Source organism: Streptomyces sp. NPDC006372 (genome assembly GCF_040612515.1).
Classification (GTDB): domain Bacteria; phylum Actinomycetota; class Actinomycetes; order Streptomycetales; family Streptomycetaceae; genus Streptomyces.
In genome coordinates, this window is the sequence record NZ_JBEXQJ010000009.1 from 159095 (window position 1) to 176414 (window position 17320).

General features: G+C 73.7%; 19 protein-coding genes and 1 riboswitch. Of the genes, 5 read left to right on the forward strand and 14 right to left on the reverse strand.

The genetic code is table 11. From position 1 onward, the window contains the following. Positions 1-10 precede the first annotated feature (10 nt). Genes ABZ016_RS17155 through ABZ016_RS17165 form a run of 3 tightly spaced genes read left to right on the forward strand, consistent with a single transcriptional unit; the run spans position 11 to position 2178 of the window. Entirely contained in the window at positions 11-442 is a 432-nt protein-coding gene (locus ABZ016_RS17155; RefSeq protein WP_356917433.1) for a tautomerase family protein, read from the forward strand. Next, the gene (locus ABZ016_RS17160; RefSeq protein ID WP_356917434.1) at positions 435-1445 is read left to right on the forward strand and encodes an alcohol dehydrogenase catalytic domain-containing protein; all 1011 of its coding nucleotides are present in this window, start codon (positions 435-437) and stop codon (positions 1443-1445) included. Before ABZ016_RS17155 ends, ABZ016_RS17160 begins: the two co-directional genes overlap by 8 nt. A 58-nt stretch (positions 1446-1503) precedes the next feature. Continuing rightward, entirely contained in the window at positions 1504-2178 is a 675-nt protein-coding gene (locus ABZ016_RS17165; protein WP_356917435.1) for a PaaI family thioesterase, read from the forward strand. Here the strand turns inward: ABZ016_RS17165 and ABZ016_RS17170 are convergent. The 12 genes from ABZ016_RS17170 to ABZ016_RS17225 form a co-directional block, all read right to left on the reverse strand. Then, positions 2173-2502: an STAS domain-containing protein gene (locus ABZ016_RS17170; protein WP_356917436.1), complete on the reverse strand. Its 330-nt coding sequence runs from the start codon at positions 2500-2502 to the stop codon at positions 2173-2175. The genes ABZ016_RS17165 and ABZ016_RS17170 overlap by 6 nt on opposite strands. Further along, positions 2499-3842, reverse strand: coding sequence for a SpoIIE family protein phosphatase (locus ABZ016_RS17175; protein ID WP_356917437.1), 1344 nt, complete (start codon positions 3840-3842; stop codon positions 2499-2501). Before ABZ016_RS17175 ends, ABZ016_RS17170 begins: the two co-directional genes overlap by 4 nt. Next, positions 3842-4645, reverse strand: a complete 804-nt coding sequence (locus ABZ016_RS17180; protein WP_356917513.1) for an alpha/beta hydrolase — start codon at positions 4643-4645, stop codon at positions 3842-3844. Before ABZ016_RS17180 ends, ABZ016_RS17175 begins: the two co-directional genes overlap by 1 nt. A 46-nt stretch (positions 4646-4691) precedes the next feature. Beyond that, positions 4692-5348 carry a maleylpyruvate isomerase N-terminal domain-containing protein gene (locus tag ABZ016_RS17185; RefSeq protein WP_356917514.1) on the reverse strand — a complete coding sequence of 219 codons (657 nt, stop codon included), beginning with the start codon at positions 5346-5348 and terminating at the stop codon, positions 4692-4694. A 62-nt stretch (positions 5349-5410) separates the two neighbouring features. Continuing rightward, positions 5411-6262, reverse strand: coding sequence for an ATP-binding cassette domain-containing protein (locus ABZ016_RS17190; protein WP_356917438.1), 852 nt, complete (start codon positions 6260-6262; stop codon positions 5411-5413). Continuing rightward, a complete protein-coding gene (cbiQ, locus tag ABZ016_RS17195; RefSeq protein ID WP_356917439.1) occupies positions 6259-7008 on the reverse strand; it encodes a cobalt ECF transporter T component CbiQ in 750 nt (249 codons plus the stop codon). Before cbiQ ends, ABZ016_RS17190 begins: the two co-directional genes overlap by 4 nt. A gap of 5 nt (positions 7009-7013) precedes the next feature. Then, complete coding sequence (locus ABZ016_RS17200) at positions 7014-7382, reverse strand: energy-coupling factor ABC transporter substrate-binding protein (protein ID WP_356917440.1); 369 nt, start codon at positions 7380-7382, stop codon at positions 7014-7016. Next, positions 7379-8116: an energy-coupling factor ABC transporter permease gene (locus ABZ016_RS17205; protein WP_356917441.1), complete on the reverse strand. Its 738-nt coding sequence runs from the start codon at positions 8114-8116 to the stop codon at positions 7379-7381. Before ABZ016_RS17205 ends, ABZ016_RS17200 begins: the two co-directional genes overlap by 4 nt. Positions 8117-8145: 29 nt before the next feature. Beyond that, a riboswitch (cobalamin riboswitch) is annotated at positions 8146-8353 on the reverse strand. A gap of 55 nt (positions 8354-8408) precedes the next feature. Beyond that, positions 8409-9794, reverse strand: a complete 1386-nt coding sequence (locus tag ABZ016_RS17210; protein WP_356917442.1) for a serine/threonine-protein kinase — start codon at positions 9792-9794, stop codon at positions 8409-8411. A gap of 130 nt (positions 9795-9924) precedes the next feature. Beyond that, positions 9925-11211 (reverse strand): MFS transporter, encoded by a 1287-nt coding sequence (locus ABZ016_RS17215; RefSeq protein WP_356917443.1) that lies wholly within the window; start codon positions 11209-11211, stop codon positions 9925-9927. Next, the gene (locus ABZ016_RS17220; RefSeq protein ID WP_356917444.1) at positions 11208-13112 is read right to left on the reverse strand and encodes an ABC transporter permease subunit; all 1905 of its coding nucleotides are present in this window, start codon (positions 13110-13112) and stop codon (positions 11208-11210) included. Before ABZ016_RS17220 ends, ABZ016_RS17215 begins: the two co-directional genes overlap by 4 nt. 64 nt (positions 13113-13176) lie before the next feature. After that, the gene (locus tag ABZ016_RS17225) at positions 13177-13713 is read right to left on the reverse strand and encodes a GNAT family N-acetyltransferase (protein WP_356917445.1); all 537 of its coding nucleotides are present in this window, start codon (positions 13711-13713) and stop codon (positions 13177-13179) included. Positions 13714-13897: 184 nt separating this feature from the next. Between ABZ016_RS17225 and ABZ016_RS17230 the strand changes: the two genes are divergently transcribed. Then, positions 13898-14608 carry a carbonic anhydrase family protein gene (locus ABZ016_RS17230; RefSeq protein ID WP_356917446.1) on the forward strand — a complete coding sequence of 237 codons (711 nt, stop codon included), beginning with the start codon at positions 13898-13900 and terminating at the stop codon, positions 14606-14608. Between the two features lie 33 nt (positions 14609-14641). Here ABZ016_RS17230 and ABZ016_RS17235 read toward each other — a convergent pair whose 3' ends face one another. Further along, on the reverse strand, positions 14642-15439 hold the full coding sequence (locus tag ABZ016_RS17235) for a VOC family protein (RefSeq protein WP_356917447.1): 798 nt from the start codon (positions 15437-15439) through the stop codon (positions 14642-14644). 145 nt (positions 15440-15584) lie between these two features. Between ABZ016_RS17235 and ABZ016_RS17240 the strand changes: the two genes are divergently transcribed. Continuing rightward, a complete protein-coding gene (locus ABZ016_RS17240) occupies positions 15585-16430 on the forward strand; it encodes a class I SAM-dependent methyltransferase (RefSeq protein ID WP_356917448.1) in 846 nt (281 codons plus the stop codon). Positions 16431-16465: 35 nt separating this feature from the next. Here ABZ016_RS17240 and ABZ016_RS17245 read toward each other — a convergent pair whose 3' ends face one another. Beyond that, on the reverse strand, positions 16466-17263 hold the full coding sequence (locus tag ABZ016_RS17245; RefSeq protein ID WP_356917449.1) for an SDR family oxidoreductase: 798 nt from the start codon (positions 17261-17263) through the stop codon (positions 16466-16468). Positions 17264-17320: the final 57 nt, after the last annotated feature.

The window sequence follows — 17320 nt, forward strand, 5'->3', positions numbered from 1 at the left end:
GAGGTCCTCCATGCCGATGATCCGGCTCACGGCCCCGGCCGGCGCGCTGACCGACGCGGGACGCGACAGCGTCCAGCGCGACCTCGCGGCCGTGCTGCTGCGCTGGGAGGGCGCACCCGACACCGCGTTCTTCCGCGCCCAGGCGTGGAGTTACCTCGTCGAACTGCCCGACGGCGCCCAGCGCACCGCCGAGGACGAGGCGCCGCGTTTCCTCGTGGAGGTCACCGTCCCGCAGGGCGCCCTGTCCGAGCGCCGCAAGGCGGGCCTGGTCGAGGAGGCCACGAAGACGGTGCTGGCCGCCGCCGGACTCGGCCCGGACGACGCCTTGCGGGTGTGGGTGCTGGTGCACGAACAGCCCGACGGCACCTGGGGCGCCGGCGGCTCCGTCGTCCGCTACTCCGACCTGGTCGCTCTGGCGAAGGGGCAGCGGAACGATGCGTGAACTGACCTACGTGGCCAAGCGCACCGTCGAGTGGCGCGAGGCACCCGACCCCGAGCTCCGGTCGGACCGGGAGGCGATCGTCGCCCCGGTCGCCGCCACCCCCTGTGACGTGGACTCCTCCATCCTCGCCGGGCACGGCTTCATCGAGCCGCCCTTCGCCCTCGGCCACGAGTGCGTGGCACGGGTCGTCGAGACCGGCGACGCCGTCACCGCCGTGGCCCCGGGCGACCTGGTCGTCGTCCCCTGGTCCATCAGCTGCGGCACCTGCGACCGCTGCCGGGCCGGGCTGACCGCGCACTGCACCGCCGTGCCCTACATGGCGATGTACGGCGCGCCGATCGGCGGCACCTGGGGCGGCCTCTTCTCCGACCTGGTCCGCGTGCCCTACGCCGACGCCATGCTGGTCCCGCTGCCCACCGGTCTCGACCCGGTCGCCATGGCGTCCGCCAGCGACAACTGGTCCCTGGCCTGGCGCCTGGTCGCCCCGCACCTCAAGGCCCGCCCCGGGGCCCGGGTCCTGGTCGTGGCCCGCGGCAGCATCGGCCTGTACGTGTGCGACATCGCCCGCGCGCTCGGCGCCTCCGACGTGCTCTACGTCGACCCCGACCCCGGACACCGCGACCTGGCCCGGGCCTTCGGAGCCGCCACCGCCGAGACCCTGGAACCGATCCCGCAGAGCTACGACATCGCCGTCGAGGCCACCGGCCGCGTCGAACAGCTCTCGCTGGCCCTCAAGTGCCTGACCCCGGAAGGCATCTGCGAGAGCGCGGGCAACCACTTCCGCCCCGGCGAGCTGCCCTTGCTCGACATGTACCTCACCGGCGTCACCCTGCGCGTCGCCCGCGACAGCGTACGCGCCCACATCCCCGACGCCCTCGAACTCGCCGCCTCCGGCAAGGTCGCCCCCGAGAAGGTCGTCTCCCACGTCATCGACTGGGAGGACCTGCCGGCCGCGCTGCCGGAGAAACACCTCAAGCCGGTCTTCGTCAGGTCCGATGCCTGATCACACCCCGGTTCAGCCCCCACCGTCGCCGCCCCTGCCCACTGCGCCCGGAAACCCGATGCCCACCTCCCTCACCGACCCGCCGGCCCCCCGCACCTCCGAGGAGCTGGAACACCGCAGGGCCGCCATCACCCGCCTCGGTGACGAACTGCGCGCACTGGTGGAAGCCACCGTCCGCACCGCCGCCACCCCGCAGACCCTGGACCGCCTGGCCGGCGACGTCCGCCGTCTCACCGGCCGGCTGACGGGCCGACGGCGGGCCCGAGCGGAGATCCCCGAGGTCGACGAGTTCCCCGCCGGAACACGGATCTACAGTCCCGTCACCGGAGCCGGCAGCCCGCTGGCCCCGCCCGTGCGCGTCACGCACACCGACGACGGGCTGCTCGGCCACTGCACCCTCGGCTTCGCCCACGAGGGCCCGCCCGGCTACGGCCACGGCGGCATGAGCGCTCTGCTGCTGGACGAACTCATGGGGCGCGCCTGCGCCGCGGCCGGGCTGCCCGGCCTGACCGTCTCCCTGCAGATGCGCTATCACCGTCCGGTCCCACTGGAGACCCCGTTGCGGATCCTGGCCCGGGTGACCGGGACCGACCGCCGCAAGGTCTTCGTCCACGGGGCGGTCACCGCCCAGGAGGACCCCGCCACGGACCTGGTCACAGCGGACGGCGTGTTCGTCGCGCCCGACGCCGACCGGGCCCGGGCGCTGTTCCCCGGCCTGCCGGACGTGTCATGACGTGGGGCTGTCCGGGAGCAGTGTGAAGACCCGGTCGAGGCCGACGAGCGTGAGGACGCGCAGCAGCTTGGCCGGTACGGCGGCCAGGGCGACCTCGGCCCCGGCGTCCAGGGCGCGCTGGCGGGCGGCGAGGAAGACGGTGATGCCGGAGGAGTCGCAGAACTCCAGTCCGGCCAGGTCGATGACCAGGCACTGGCCCGGTGCCAACTGGAGTTGGTCTACCTGTCGGCGCAGTTCGGGCGCCTGGTCGTAGTCGAGGTCGCCGGACAGCCGCAGAACGGGGCCGGTCGCGGTGTCGTGCCGGGTGGTGATGAGCGGGTTCATGAAGGAGGGTTCGTCGCGGAGAGTACAGGGGTCGGGGTGGCAGGGGCGCCGAGGGCGAGCAGGGCGGTGTCGTCGTCAAGGCCGTCGCCGAAGCTCTTCAGCAGTCCGGTCAGCGCCGTGATCACCTCGTGCGGTGCGGCGGGAGCGTGGTCGGCGCCGAAGGCGCGCAGGGCGTCCTCGCCGTAGAGGTCGTCGCGGCCGGCGCCGGTGCGCGCCTCGGTGAGTCCATCGGTGTACAGCACCAGCGTGTCGCCGGCGGCCAGCACCGTCTCCGTGGTGGCGATCGGGGCGCCGGGGAGGGCGCCGACGAGCATGCCACCCGGAGTGGGCAGGTACTCGGCGCGGCCGTCGGCTCGCAGGAGGAGGGCCGGCGGGTGGCCGCCGGAGGCGAGGCGGACGGTGGCCGGACCGTGGGCGCCGCCGGGCTCTATGACGCCGAAGATGCAGGTGCAGTAACGGGGGTTGCCGCTGGCCGTGTATCGCTCGTGCAGTACGGCGTTCAGTGTGGCCAGGGCCGTGGCGGGGTCCGGGTCGTGGTGGGCGGCGGCCCGGAGTGTGTAGCGGGTCAGTGAGGTGAGCGAGGCGGCCTCGGGTCCCTTGCCGCACACGTCACCGAGGAAGAACGCCCACCGGCCGCCGGCCACGGGGAACAGGTCGTAGAAGTCGCCGCCGAGCTGGTCGGGCGAGGCCGTGTGGTAGTGGACGGCCGTCTCCAGCCCCGGCACGGCGGGCAGCGAGTCCGGCACGAGCGACCGCTGAAGGACGGAGAGCGCGTCGGCCAGCCGGGACCGGTCGGCCTCGGCCTGCCGCCTGGCCGCGTCCGCCTCTTCACGCGCCCGCTCCGCCTCGGCGCGGGACCGCTCGGCATCCTGGCGGCGGCGCAGCAGCTCCTCCTCGTAGGCGCGGCGGTCGGAGGCGTCGAAGACCGTGATGCGAATCAGGAGCGGCTCACCGCCGGAGCCGTGCTTGACCACGGCCGAGACCAGCACCGGCAGCCTGCCGCCGCCCTGCCGCTTGAGGTCCAGGGCGATGCCCCGCAGCTCGCCCTGCATGCGCAGCAGCGGCGCGAAGTGCGTCTCGTGGTACAGCTTCCCGCCGACGGTGAGCAGATCCGTGAAGCGCGTGCGGCCCACCACGGCATGCCGTTCCAGGCCCAGCCAGTCCAGCAGGGTGGCGTTGATCTTGGCGATGGTGCCGTCCATCATCGTGGACAGATAGCCGCAGGGTGCCGACTCGTACAGGTCCTCGGCGCTGTCCTCCAGCAGCGCCGTGAAGGCGGCGTCCGTGCTCGCCTCGTCCCCGGTTCCGGCGGGATCCGGCACACCGTCCGCGCGGCACATCACCGCACGGACTCCAGGAAGTCGAGGACCGCCCGCGTGGTGGCCTCCGGCGCGCTCAGCTGGGGGCAGTGCCCGGTGGCGTCGAGAGTGACCAGACGCGAGGACGGGATCGCCGCGTGCACGTACGCGCCGACCTCGCGGGGCGCGATGGCGTCCTGCTCGCACTCCAGCACCAGGGTCGGCACGGACACGCTCTTCAGATCGTCGCGGCTGTCGCTCAGAAAGGTCGTACGGGCGAAGACACGAGCGATGTCGGGGTCGGTGGCGCAGAAGCTGTTGGTCAGCTCCTGGCCCAGCTCCGGCCGCTCCGGATTGCCCATGATCACCGGCGCCATCGCGGACGACCAGCCCAGGTAGTTCGCCTCCAGGGACGCCAGCAGCTCGTCGATGTCCTCGGTGCCGAAGCCGCCCCGGTATCCCTCGTCGTCGATGTAGCGCGGCGAGGGCGTCACCATCACCAGCGCCCCGATGCGCTCCGGTGCGGCCCGTGCCGCCAGCACCCCGACCATGGCACTGACCGAGTGCCCCACGAACACCGCCTGCCGGAGATCCAGCTCCTCGCAGACCTCCACGACGTCCCGGGCGTAGCCGTGCAGCGAGGAGTACCGCTCCTCACTCCACGCCGACAGGTCCGAGCCGCCGGAACCGACGTAGTCGAACAGCACCAGCCGGTACCGCTCCGCGAGGGCCGGCACCACCAGCCGCCACATGTTCTGGTCGCACCCGAAGCCGTGCGCCAGAACCAGCACGGGCGCGTCGGCCCGGCCGGTGACCTGCACGTTGTTCCTGCGGCTGATGTCCATGCCGGACATGCTCCCACCTCGCCCACGACGTCTCGACGGTCGGCGGTCACCCCAGACAGAGCGGGAGTCGCGCCGCGAGGTCGCCCAACTCGGCCCGCTCGGCCTCCGTCGGCGCACGCCGGCCCGTGCCGACCAGCAGCGCGTCCAGGTCGTGGAACGAGGAGGGGAACGCGCTCCCCGCGATCTGCTCCAGCATCTCGCGGGACCGGGTGAGCCCCTCCGCCGGCGGTTGCTCCGAGTCCGGCAGGTGCGCGATCAGGTCGAGGTGGTGCAGGGTCCACTCCATGACGTACGCCGAGAGGTAGTCGGCCACGGTGAGGACCTCGTCGCGGGTGCCGACCCTGAGGGCCGGGTCGGCGAGCAGGGCGGCGCGGCCCGCGGCGGAGCCCACGTCGTCCAGGTGGAACGTGAGCAGCTTCGGGTCCTCGTACGCGGCGGCCAGCCGGACCGTCAGCGCGTCGAGCGGGTCCTCGCCGGTCGGCGGTGTGCCGCTGACCTCCCAGTAGGTCACCGCGTCCCGGGTCGGTTCCCGGTCGGACGGGGTGGCGAGGGTGATCAGGACGTCCTGGGCGTCGATGACCAGATGGCACACCAGGTCCCGTACCAGCCAGCCCGTACAGCCGGAGGGCCGTGCGAAGTCCTCGTCGGAGAGCCCGGCGACCGCAGTGCGCAGCGCCGCCCAGGAGCGTGAGAAGAGATCCACGTGATCCACGCAGGCAACGTAGTGCCGTGCCGTCAAGGCGGACAAGCGCATTTCGCCGCGCCTCAGCCGGCCGCACCCAGCCGTCCCGTCGCCAGGGCGGCGAGTTCGTCCGCGGTGCGCGGGCCGGTTGCCGACTCGGTCAACAACCCCTGGGCACGCAGGAGATCGGCGGCCGCGGCGCCCCACGGCAGCCGCAGCCCCGCCTCCCGGAGGAGATCGGTGCGGGCCAGCGCCTCGGGTGCGGGCCCGCTGCGGACGCCGGACGGGGTGAGCAGCGCCGCGTCGTCGGCCCAGCGCAGGGCGAGGTCGACGTCGTGGGTGGCCATCACCACCGTGGTACCGGCCTCGCGGAGCCCGCCGAGCGTGGTGAGGAGGCGTTCCTGGCCGTCCGGGTCGAGGCCGGCCGTCGGCTCGTCGAGGATCAGCACCCGGGGCCGCATGGCGACCGCGCCCGCGATGGCGGTGCGTTTGCGCTGCCCGTAGGAGAGCAGATGGGTGGGCCGGTCGGCCAGGGCGGTGATGTCCAGCGCGTCGAGCGCCTCCGCCACCCGCGCCCGCACTTCCCCGCCGGACAGCCCGAGGTTCAGCGGCCCGAACGACACGTCCTGCTCGACGGAGGCCGCGAACAGCTGGTCGTCCGGGTCCTGCACCACCAGCTGGACGGTCGTCCGCAGCCGCGTCAGGCCTTTACGGTCGTAGGCCACCGGCTGCCCCCCGACCGTCAACCGGCCCTCGTCCGGCCGCAGTCCACCGCTGAGCAGCCGCATCAGCGTGGTCTTGCCGCTGCCGTTGCGGCCGAGCAGGGCGAGCGCGCGCCCCTCGCGGATGTCGAAGTCGAGGCCGCTGAGCACGGCCGGGCCGTCCTCGTAGGCGAAGGACGCGCCCCGCAGGGCGACGAGGGCGGGCTCGCTCATGTCAGCGGCCTTTCCAGTAGGAAGGTGAGCACGGTCAGCACCACGAGGAGCGCACCACTGGCGGCCGTGAAGCGGACGGAGACACGGGCTTCGGGCAGCAGCACGCGCAGCGTGCCGTCGTAGCCGCGCCCGGCGAGACCGGCCTGGAGGCGGGCCGCGCGGTCGAAGGCACGGACGAACGCGGTGGCGCCGAGCCCGCCCAGCGAACGCCAGGCGGCGGCCCGCGAGGTGTGCCCGAGCCGGGCGGCCTGCGCATCGCGGACCCGGCGCACGGAGTCCAGCAGCAGGAAGCTCATGCGGTACGTCACGAGCGCCACGTCCACGACGGGCGCGGGGATCCCGGCCCGGACCAGCCGCGGCAGCAGATCCGACATGGGCGTGGTGAAGGCGAACAGCAGCACGCCCAGCGAGGCCGCGGAGGTGCGCAGCAGCAACTCACCGGCCCGGACGGGCCCGTCGCCGGCGACGGAGACGAAGCCCCCGGGCCCGCCGACCTGGACGAGCAGGGTGGCCGCTCCGGTCACGCAGAAGCCCAGCGGCACGCGGTAGGCCCGCCACAGCCGCTGCCAGGGCACACCGGCCGGACCCAGCAGCACCACCAGGGCCGTCACGAGCACCAGGGCCGCGCCCGGCCAGGGCGGCAGCGAGACGGCCAGCACGGTCAGCCCCAGTCCGAGCACGGCCTTGTCCACCGGATGGCGGCGGCGCCAGCGACTGCTGTGCGCCGCCGCGTCGATCGGCAGCACGCGGCTCAGGCCCTCTCGGCCGTGGACTTCCCGGCGGCCTCACGGCCCGGGCTCGCCGCGGCCCGCTCCAGCGCCCGCTGCTCGCCCTGCCGCCGGCCCCGGCGCAGGCCGAAGTAGTAGGCGAGGACGCCGGCGCCGAGGGCGGCCTGGAGGGAGAACAAGGCCGACTCGATCTCACCGGACGGCGGTTCGTACAGCGGCGAGAACCAGGGCTTGTAGTCCGGCTGGATCTCGGTGATCGCGTTCTCCGCCTCCGCGTCGGCGCCCGAGAACGGCTCCTTCTTGTGGTCGCCCAGGCCGAGCGCGAGCGGCAGCACGGCGAGCGCGGCCACCAGGACCAGCAGCAGGACGTTGATCTTCGTGTTCCTGCTCATCGGGTCGCCGCCTCGGTCTCGGTCCCGGCCTCGGTTTCGGTCTCGGACTCGGTCTCGGTCCGGGACTGCTTCTTGGTGAGGAGCACACCCAGCCGGGTCAGTTCGCCCTTGCTGGACTGCACCAGCAGCCGCATCACGAGCACCGTCAGCAGACCCTCGCTCACTGCGAGCGGAATCTGCGTGATGGCGAAGATGGAGCCGAACTTGCCGAGTGCCCCCAGGAACCCGCTGCCCGGGTCGGGGAAGGCCAGCGCCAACTGCACGCTGGTGACGCAGTAGGTGGACAGGTCGGCGACGAACGCGGCGAAGAACACGGCGACCATCAGCGGCACGTCGTACCGCCGCAGAAGCTTGTACACCGCGTATCCGGCCCAGGGCCCGACGATCGCCATGGAGAAGACGTTGGCGCCGAGCGTGGTGAGACCGCCGTGGGCCAGCAGCAGGGCCTGGAAGAGCAGGGTGATGGTCCCCAGCACCGCCATGGCGGGCGGCCGGAACAGGATGGCTCCCAGGCCCGTGCCGGTGGGGTGGGAGCAACTGCCGGTGACGGAAGGCAGTTTCAGGGCGGACAGGACGAACGTGAAGGCGCCGGAGGCACCGAGGAGCAGGGTGCTCTCGGGATGCTCGCGCACCTCACGGGTGAGTGACCGGGCCCCGTGGACGACGAACGGCGCCGACGCGACGCCCCAGGCGACCGCGTGCGCCGGAGGAAGGAAACCCTCGGCAATGTGCATGGCTCAGCAGACCCTCTCCAGCACCTCGTGGATGGTTGACGTGCCTTGGCCGGTCTCCTGGCTCACGGGTCCCACCGCCCGTGCTCCGCCTTCCCGGGTCCCTGAGGACCCAGTGGCCGCCCGCGAGGGCCGGAGCCGGACTTCCCGATCACAGTGGCGAGGGCCGCACCGGCATCACACCGGATTTCCCGTTCACCAAGGCGTGGTGACAGTAGTGCCGGGACAAGGGCGATGACAAGCCACCCGAGGGGGCGCGCAAGGGGCGCCCCCCGGCACACCGGCGCAGAACTCCTCAGTCGTCGCCCTCGTCGTCATCGTCCCCCGAGCCCTCCGGGGACGGTCCGGGCTTGTCCTCCTTGGGCTTGTCAGCCTTCTCGGGCTTGGTGTCACTCGCCTCCTCGGTCGGGCCCGTGGGGCTGGGTGCCGGGTCCGCGGCGGTCGGGGGAGCGGGTGCCGTGACGGAGGGAGTGACATCGGCCACTGTGCCGACGGTCGGCGTCCCGTCGGCCGCCGGGGCGGACCCGAGCGGATCGGCGGACTCGGCCGACGAGGGGGCGGCCGGGCTGCTCGCGGACGGGGACGTGTCGGGTTCCGTGCCCTCCGTCGCGGTGTCGTCGGGTGAGAACCACAGCATGCCGGCGCCCATCGCCGCCAGGAAGAGGGCCGCAGCGGCGGCCGTCGCGGCCACGCGCGGCCGGTTGCCCGCGGTGTTGCGCGGTGCGGCGCGACGTGAACGCCCGCCCCGGGCCGTGCGGGACCCCGTCGGCAGCGCGTAGGTGGCGGGGGTGCCGGGGTCTGCCGCCGCGCGCGGTCCCGGCTCGGCGGACGGCACCGGGAACGCGGCCTCCGGCAGCGGTTCGGGCAGCCCCCGCCAGGCGCCGCCGGCGAACCACTCGGCGGTCTGCTGGGCCGTGGGCCGGTCCTCGGGCTGCTTGGCGAGCAGGGCGAGGAGATAGCTCTCGAAGGCCGGCGGGAGACCGTTGACACCGAGCTCGCGGGGTGGCACGGGGGCGTTGTCGAGATGCTGGTGGAGGAGCGCGACGGCGGTGTCGGCCTGGAACGGCGGGCGGCCGCTGAGGAGCTGGTAGAGCACGCAGCCCAGGGAGTACATGTCGGAGGGCGGGCCCGCGGGCTTGCCCAGGGCCCGTTCCGGCGCGAGGTAGAGGCCGGTGCCGACGATCTGGCCGGTCGCGGTGAGTGCCGCGCCGGGATCGTCGAGGAAGCGTGCGATGCCGAAGTCGCCGATCTTGAGCGTGCCGTGGGCGTCCAGCAGGAGGTTGGCGGGTTTGATGTCCCGGTGCACGATGCCCTGCTGGTGCGCGGCGGCGAGTCCGGCGGCGGCCTGCGCTCCGAGGGTCGCGACCCGTTCGGCGGGGAGCGCCCCGGAGGCGGCCAGCACTCCGGAGAGGCTGTCGCCGTCGACCAGTTCCATCACCAGGAACAGCCGGTTGTCGTGCTCGCCGAAGTCCAGGACACCGACGAGGTTGGGGTGGTTGAGACGCCCGGCGGTCTGGGCCTCCAGGCGGAACCGGGAGGCCGCCGTCGCGTCCGTGTCCTGCGGCAGCAGTAACTTGACGGCCACCGCCCTGGCGAGCATCTGGTCGTACGCACGCCAGACCTCGCCCATTCCGCCGCGCCCGATCTCAGTGTCCAGCCGGTAGCGGCCCGCTAGCAGCACTCGTCCTCGTCCTCATGCTCGTGGGAAGGTTCGCCGCAGGCTCGACTCCCCGCGTTCCAGCGGAGGTTGATGGGGTGTGCCGCAGCCGACCCAGGATACTGGCGCCGCGTGACCGCCGTGGCCAGAAGTCTCAGGCGGCCGCGCCCTCCTCCCGGCGCGGCAGCAGCGTCACCGCGAGAGCCGTCACGGCGGCCAGGACCAGCCACGGCACGGCGGCCGGGAGGCCCAGGTCGAGCAGGGAGCCGGTGGCCGCGCTGCCCGCGAGCACGATCAGGCCGGAGACGGACGACAGCGCACCCGAGTAGAGGCCGATCCGGCCCTCCTCGGCGAGGTCGGGCACCCAGGCCCGGGCGGCGGGCACGACCAGCATCTGCCCCACCGTCAGCAGCACCACGAAGCCCGCGGCCGGCAGCAGTCCCGCGATGCCCGTCCAGCCGGCGGGGCGCGCAGCGGCCACCACCACGAAACCCGACGCGATCAGCAGCAGCCCGGCGGTCATGGAGCGGCGCAGATCGAGCCGGTCGCCGGCCCAGCGGGTCACGCGCAGTTGTGCGAAGACCACGAGCACCGAGGAGAGCGCGAACAGCCAGGACAGTGGCGCCTGGGAACCCGACGCGCGCTGCACCTCGTCCGGCAGAGCCAGATACAGCTGGTTGTAGGCGAGCAGGTACGAGCCGTACGCGCAACACAGCGCCAGGAAGCGGCGGTTGTGCAGCAGCACCCGCACTCCGCCCCGCTGCGGGGCGCGGACCCGGCCCGGTATGTGCTGCGGCATCAGCCACAGGTGCCCGGCGAGGACGAGCACGAAGACCGCGGCTCCCGCGAGGCATGCGGTGCGGAAGTCCACGGCGAGCAGCAGCCCGCCGAGCAGCGGGCCGGCGAAGGCCCCGATCTGGCCCGCCACGCTGAACAGGGCCAGGACACCGGTACGCGCCCCGTGCCCTGCCTCTTCCCAGTCCACCGCCTGCCGGGCCACCTCGGACTCCACGGCGGGGGAGAACAGCGCGGCGGCGAAACCGATCACCAGCACGGCGCCGATCACGGCCCCGCTCGCCTCCGCGTACCCGAGCCAGGCGAACCCGGCGATCCGCAGCACGCAGCCGGCCAGCACCACCGGGCGCACCCCCCACCGGTCGACGAGCCAGCCGCCCACTACGAACAGTCCCTGCTGACTGAAGGTGCGCAGCCCGAGGACGAACCCGACCAGCCAGCCCGCCATGCCGATGGCGGTGCCCAGGTGCTCGGCGAGGAACGGCAGGACGGCGTAGAAGCCGACGTTGAAGGCGAGTTGCGTCAGGATCAGCAGCCGCAGCAGCGGCGACAGCTCCTTCCAGAGCCGCCAGGTGCTCTCGCGCGGTGTCCTGGGCGCCGTACGAGAGGCCCGGCGGGTCACGACACGGGGGGTGGGGTCGGTCATCGTTCTTCCGCCGGTGGGGTGGGCACAGGGGTCAGGAGGCCGTCGGGCCGGTGCGACTGCCACCCCGGCACGGGCGTGCTCCGTTCCCCAGACGGACCAGACGGACCAGACGGAGCAGACGGACCAGACGGACCGGACGGTCCGGACAGCACGGACGGTCCGCCGGGCCGTTCGCGCCGCCGGGGCAGCCGTACACCTCCGGCGGCCGTCACCGCGAGCGCTCCCAGCAGGGCGAGCACGGCGGCGGGGAAGAGGACGGCCCACGGCGCCCGCTCGGTGTACGGCTGGTTCTCGGCGAGCAGCAGCCCCCACTCGGGAGACGGCGGCTGGGCGCCCAGGCCGAGGAAGCCGAGCGAGGCGAGGCCCAGCGCGATGCCGGGCAGCCGGAGCAGCGCGTGCCGGGCCACCGGCGGCAGCACGGCCGGCAGCAGTTCGTGCCGCAGCAGGTACCGGCGCCCGGCGCCCAGCGCGCGGGTCGCGGCCAGGTGGGTGGTCGCGCGCTCCTGACGCAGCAGTGCGGAGGTGTGGGCGGCCAGCGGGGACCAGGCGACGGCACCGACGGCGAGCGCGGGCGTCCACGGACCGCTGCCCGCGGCCCCGGCGACGAGGAGACCGGCCAGAACGGGCGGTACGGCGCTGACGGTGTCGACCAGCGGCCCGGACAGCCTCGGCAGCAGCCCCAGCAGCAGGCCGGTGACGAGGGCGGCGGCACTCACCGCCAGAGCGAAGCCGAGCGTGGTCAGCGCGCCGTGCGAGACCCGGGCGAGGACGTCCCGGCCGAGCGCGTCGGTCCCGAAGGGGTGCGCCGCCGAAGGGGCTTGCAGCCGGGCGAGCGCGTCCACGGCGAGCGGGTCACGGGGCAGTCCGAGACCGACGACAGCGGCGAGCAGCGCCCCGTACAGCAGCGGCAGGGCGCGGGGCGCGGCCGGGCCGGTCCGGTGCAGGGAGTGCAGGGCGCCGTCACGCAGCGCGGGCCCGGTCAGCAGCCGGGCCGCGAGCCGGGCGAGGACGCCGGCACCGGCCGCGAGCAGGACCAGGGCGAGCGTGCCGGACTGGAGGACGGGCAGATCCTGAGCGAGGGCGGCGTGCAGGGTGAGCCGGCCCAGGCCCGGGATGTCGAAGATCTGCTCGACGGCGACCGATCCGCCGGTCAGGCCGACCACGAACAGGCCCACGTTGGGCAGCAGTCCGGGCACACAGCGCCGCACCGCCTGCCGCGCCACCGACGTCGGCGGGACACCGCGCGCCGCCGCGGCCAGCGCCCAGGGTTCGGCGAACGCGCCGGGCAGCAGGTCGTGCAGCAGCCGCCCGAGCAGCGCTCCGGCGGGCAGACCGAGGGCCAGCGAGGGCAGCACCATCCACCGCGGCCCGTACCACCCCAGCGCGGGCAGCCAGCCCAGCTGCACACCGATCACCGCGGCCAGCACCGAGGCGACCAGGAACTCGGGCAGCGCGGCCAGCATCGCTGTCGCCGTGCCGCCGGGCCCACGCGCGCCCAGCCGGCCTCGCGCACCGAGCCGGAGCGTCCGGGCGCACACCGCCGCCGCCGTGGCCGCGGCGACCACGAGAGCCCCGGACATCAGCAGCAGCGACGCGCCGAGCGCCTGAGCGACGGAGGGCAGCACCTGGGCGCCGGACACCCACGAGGTGCCGGCGTCCCCGCGCAGCAGCCCGCCCAGCCACCGGCCGAGCAGGGTCAACGGGCCGTCGTCGAGCCCGAGTTCGTCGCGTACGACGCGCAGCGTCTCCGGCGTCGGGTCACGGTCCGCCGAGCGCGCCTTGAGCACGGTCAGCGCCGGGTCGGTGCGCGACAGCCACGGCAGCAGGCCGACCGCGCCGACCAGCGCGGCCGTGAGCACGGCCCGCCACAGCAGCGTCGGGCCGCCGCCGCGGGCGAGCACGCGCAGGGCGGCGAGGCCCTTGGCCAGGGGTGATTTCGCGGTGTTCAGTGTCGTCCCCGGATGCTCAGGCGAAGGGAATCTCGAAGTGCACCACGCCGCTGCCGCCGCCGGGCACTTCCGCCCGCTCGTCGCACACGACCTTGCCCAGCGACCGCCACAGGCCCAGCGCGCCGGGTGAGTGCGGGTACGTGTGCAGATACACGGACCGGTAACCACCGTCGGCCCGTGCGAAGTCGAGCAGTCCTGCCACCAGCCGGCGGGCCAGGCCGCGCCGCCGGTGCCCCGGGCTCACGTACACCCGCCGGAGCTGAGCCGTCTCCCCGGAGGGGAACCGTTCCGCCAGCCAGCGCGGATTCGGCGGATGCGCCGGCCCGCGCGCGTCCAGCGCCCCCGTGGCCGCCACCGTTCCGTCCCGATCGTCCACGGCGACCAGGAGTGTGTGGCGCGGCGGTTCGACGTAGAACGGCACCGGATCGATGATGTCGGCGTGCCATCGCGGCACATAGCCGGTGTCGAAGTCGCGGTACACGGCGTCCAGCATCACCACCCGCGCCCCGTCGATGTCCGCCGGTGTGGCCGCCCTGATGCTGTAGTCGTGCATTTGCGCATCATATGCAAATGGCTTCCACGCTCCTTCAGGGGCCGGTGCTCGCCCTGTGTGCGCGACCGTGGCGCGTCAAGGCGGTGGTGCGCCTTGAGCGGTCCGGGTGACTTCGTGCGTCCCGGACGCGGCAGAGGGAAAGGGATGGTCCGCCCGCCCGCCCGCCGTCCGAAGGTGATCGCCCGTGTCCCTCAGCGCCCCCGCGCAGTCCGCCGTCGGCACCCCGCCGCTGACCCAGAGCCCGGTCGACATCCGCCCGCAGGACACCGACGTCTCGGCCCTGCCGCCGCTGCGCCTGCGTCATCCGGCGCGGCTCACCATGCGGCTGCGCTTCGAGCGCCCGAGGCAACACCGTCCCGGTTGCGACCGGCCCGAGGAGGGCACGGTGAAGGCCGAGCCGCCGCCCGGGCAGGAGTGTCTGATGAGCGTCGGCGACCGCACGTACCACCTGGAGGACGTCCACTGGCACACCCCGGCCGAGCACACCGTCGGCGGGGTGACGTTCCCGGTCGAACAGCACCTGAAGTGCGTGACGACGACCGCGGCCGGTGAGAAGGAGTACGCGGTCCTCGCGGTCTTCGTCCACCCGGGTGACGCCAATCCCTCCCTGGACCGGCTGCTGGGCTCCGCCCGCCGCGGCGAGGACCCCTGGGACGTGCCGGACGTCGAGCTCGACACGCTGCTGCCGCCCTGCACCGAGTCCTACCGCTACCTGGGTTCCACCACCACCTGCCCGTACACCACCGGGGTGCACTGGACGGTGCTCACGCACCCCGTGCAGGTCTCCGCCGCCGCGCTGGCGCACTACCGGGACCTCTTCCCCGAGGGCAACGCCCGCGAGGCGCAGCCGCTCGGCGACCGGCGCATCGCCGGCGACCGTCACCGCTGGTGGTGAGGCGGGGCACGGGGCGGTCCGTCAACTCGCGGGTCAGCCCTGGGCCGGGGTGAGCACCACGAAGTCCGCGTTCGCCGGGTCCAGGCAGACGGCCAGCCTGCCGACGCCCTCCACGTCCGCGGGGCCCATCTGCACGCTTCCGCCGTTCCCGTTGACCGCGGCCACCGCGGCGTCGCAGTCCGCCACGGCGAACACCGGGTGCCAGTACGGCCGTCCGCCCGCCAGCGACAACTGCTCCTTGCCGAGCTCCATGAGGCCGCCGTGCATCCGTTCCTCGGGCAGGCCGGCGGGGGTGATGAGCGTGTACGTGCCCCCGCCGCCCGGCAGCTGCGTGTCGCTGAACTGCCAGCCGAAGAGGCCGCCGTAGAACTCCTTCGCGGCCGCCGCGTCGCTCGTGTACAGCTCGGTCCAGGACAGCGACCCCGGCTGGTCCACCAGATCGACACCCTTGTTGGTCCCCGGCTGCCAGACGGCGAACTGGCCTCCCAGCGGATCGCTGTACTGCGCCATCCGGCCCCACTCTTCGAGGTCCATCGGCTCCACCCGCACGGTGCCGCCCGCCTGCCGCACGGCCTGCGTCGTGGCGTCCGCGTCGGTGACGCTGTAGTAGAGCATCCAGGCCGGGCGCGCCCCCTCCTCCGTGAGCTTGCCGAGCCCGGCGACGATCTTGCCGTCCTTCCGGAACATCCCGCCCTCGAAGTCCTCGCTCTGACCCATGGACTCGTACTCCCAGCCGAGCACGGCGCCGTAGAAGGCCGCGGCGGTCCGGACGTCCGGTGCGCCGAGGTCGAGCCAACAGGGGGAACCGGGGGCGAACTCCGTGGTGATCATGGCGATGCTTCCCTTCCACTGACCGTCTGTGGCCCCAGCGTGACACCGGGCACCGGCACTCGCCCGTCGGCGGCTCGTGGGACCATCGGGTCCATCGCCCGTACGGGTGGTCGCGGATCCGGTGCTGTGAGGGTGGGTGGTCGGGGTGGACCGCTGGGAGTGGGACGACACGCTGTTCTCGGGGACCGCCGCCTACTACGGACGGGGGCGGCTGCCGTACGCCCCCGGGCTCGCGGACGCGCTCGCCGGGGCGTTGGGGCTCGACGGGACGGGACGTCTGATCGACGTGGGCTGCGGGCCCGGGACGCTCGCCCTGAGCCTCGCGCATCTGTTCGGCGAGATCGTCGGAGTGGACCCCGACAGCGGGATGATCACCGAAGCCGCGCGCGGGGCCGCCGGCCGGGGAGTGGGGGAGAAGACCCGGTGGGTGCGGGCCCGTGCCGAGACTCTGCCCGCCGGGCTCGGCACCTTCACCGTCGCCACCTTCGGGCAGTCCTTCCACTGGATGGACCGCGACCTGGTCGCGGCGACCGTCAGGGACATGCTCCGGCCCGGCGGGGCCCTGGTGCACATCGCGGACCTGAAGTCGCAGGAGCCGACCGTCGACGGCCTGCCGCACCCGGCGGTCCCCTACGCGGCGGTGGACGAGCTGGTCAAGCGGTACCTGGGGTCCGTACGGCGAGCAGGTCGCGGCCTGCTGCCGCAAGGGACAGCGGGCGGAGAGGCCGAGGTGTTCGCCCGCGCGGGATTCTCCGGTCCCCGGCGTCTCGTCGTGCCCGGCGGCCAGGCACTGGAGCGGACCTGCGACGACGTCGTCGCCTGGGTGTTCTCGATGTCGTTCTCGGCGCCGCATCTGTTCGAAGGGCGCCGGGACGACTTCGAGAAGGACCTGCGCGGGCTGCTGCGGGAGGCCTCCGATTCCGGCCTGTTCTCCGAACGCGGGCCGAGCACGGAGGTCTTCGTGTGGCGGACGGCCGCGTCCCCGTACTGAGCGCTGATCGGACCCGGACGGACGCCGGGACGGCGTCAGTGGACGGACAGACCGCCGTCGACGTGGACCGACTGCCCCGTGAGGTAGGCGGACGCCGGGCTCGCCAGGAAGACCGCCGCTCCCGCGAAGTCCTCGGCCAGGCCGTTCCGCCCGATCATGGTGCGCGCGGCGAGGGCGGCCACCTTCTCCGGATCCGAGGACAGCCGCGCGTTGAGCGGTGTCATGACGAAACCCGGCACCAGCACGTTGCAGGTGACACCGCGCGGTGACCACGCCTCGGCCTGGGACCGGGCCAGCGCCTCCAACCCGCCCTTGGAGGCGCCGTAGGCACCGCTCTGGACGAACGCCCGGTGCGCCTGCTGGGAGCTGATGTGCACGATGCGCCCGTACCCGCGCTCCGCCATGCCGGGGCCGAAACGCTGCCCGAGCAGGAAGGGCGCCTCGAGGTTGACGGCCATCGTGACGTCCCAGACGTCCTCGGTGAGCTCGTCCATCGGCGGACGCAGGTTGATCCCGGCGCTGTTGACGAGGATGTCGGGCTCCCCGAACACCTCGGCGGCCCGCTCGGCGGCCGTGCGCACACCCTCACGCGTGCTCAGGTCCGCGCTGACCCACGCGGCGCGGCAGCCCTCGGCCGTCAGTTCCTCGACCGTCGCGGCCAGTCCGGCCTCGCCGCGGGCCACGACCACCACGCTCGCCCCGGCACGGGCGAGGGCGCCCGTGATGGCGCGGCCGATACCGGAACTGCCGCCCGTGACCACCGCGACCCGGCCCTGCAGGGAGAACAGCTCGGAGAGGTACGCCTGCGCGTCCGGTGTCGCTCGTGTCGTCATGGCGAGAACTCTAGGAGGCCCGACCGCCTTTGGGGGCGGCGGCCCCCGTAGAAGCCG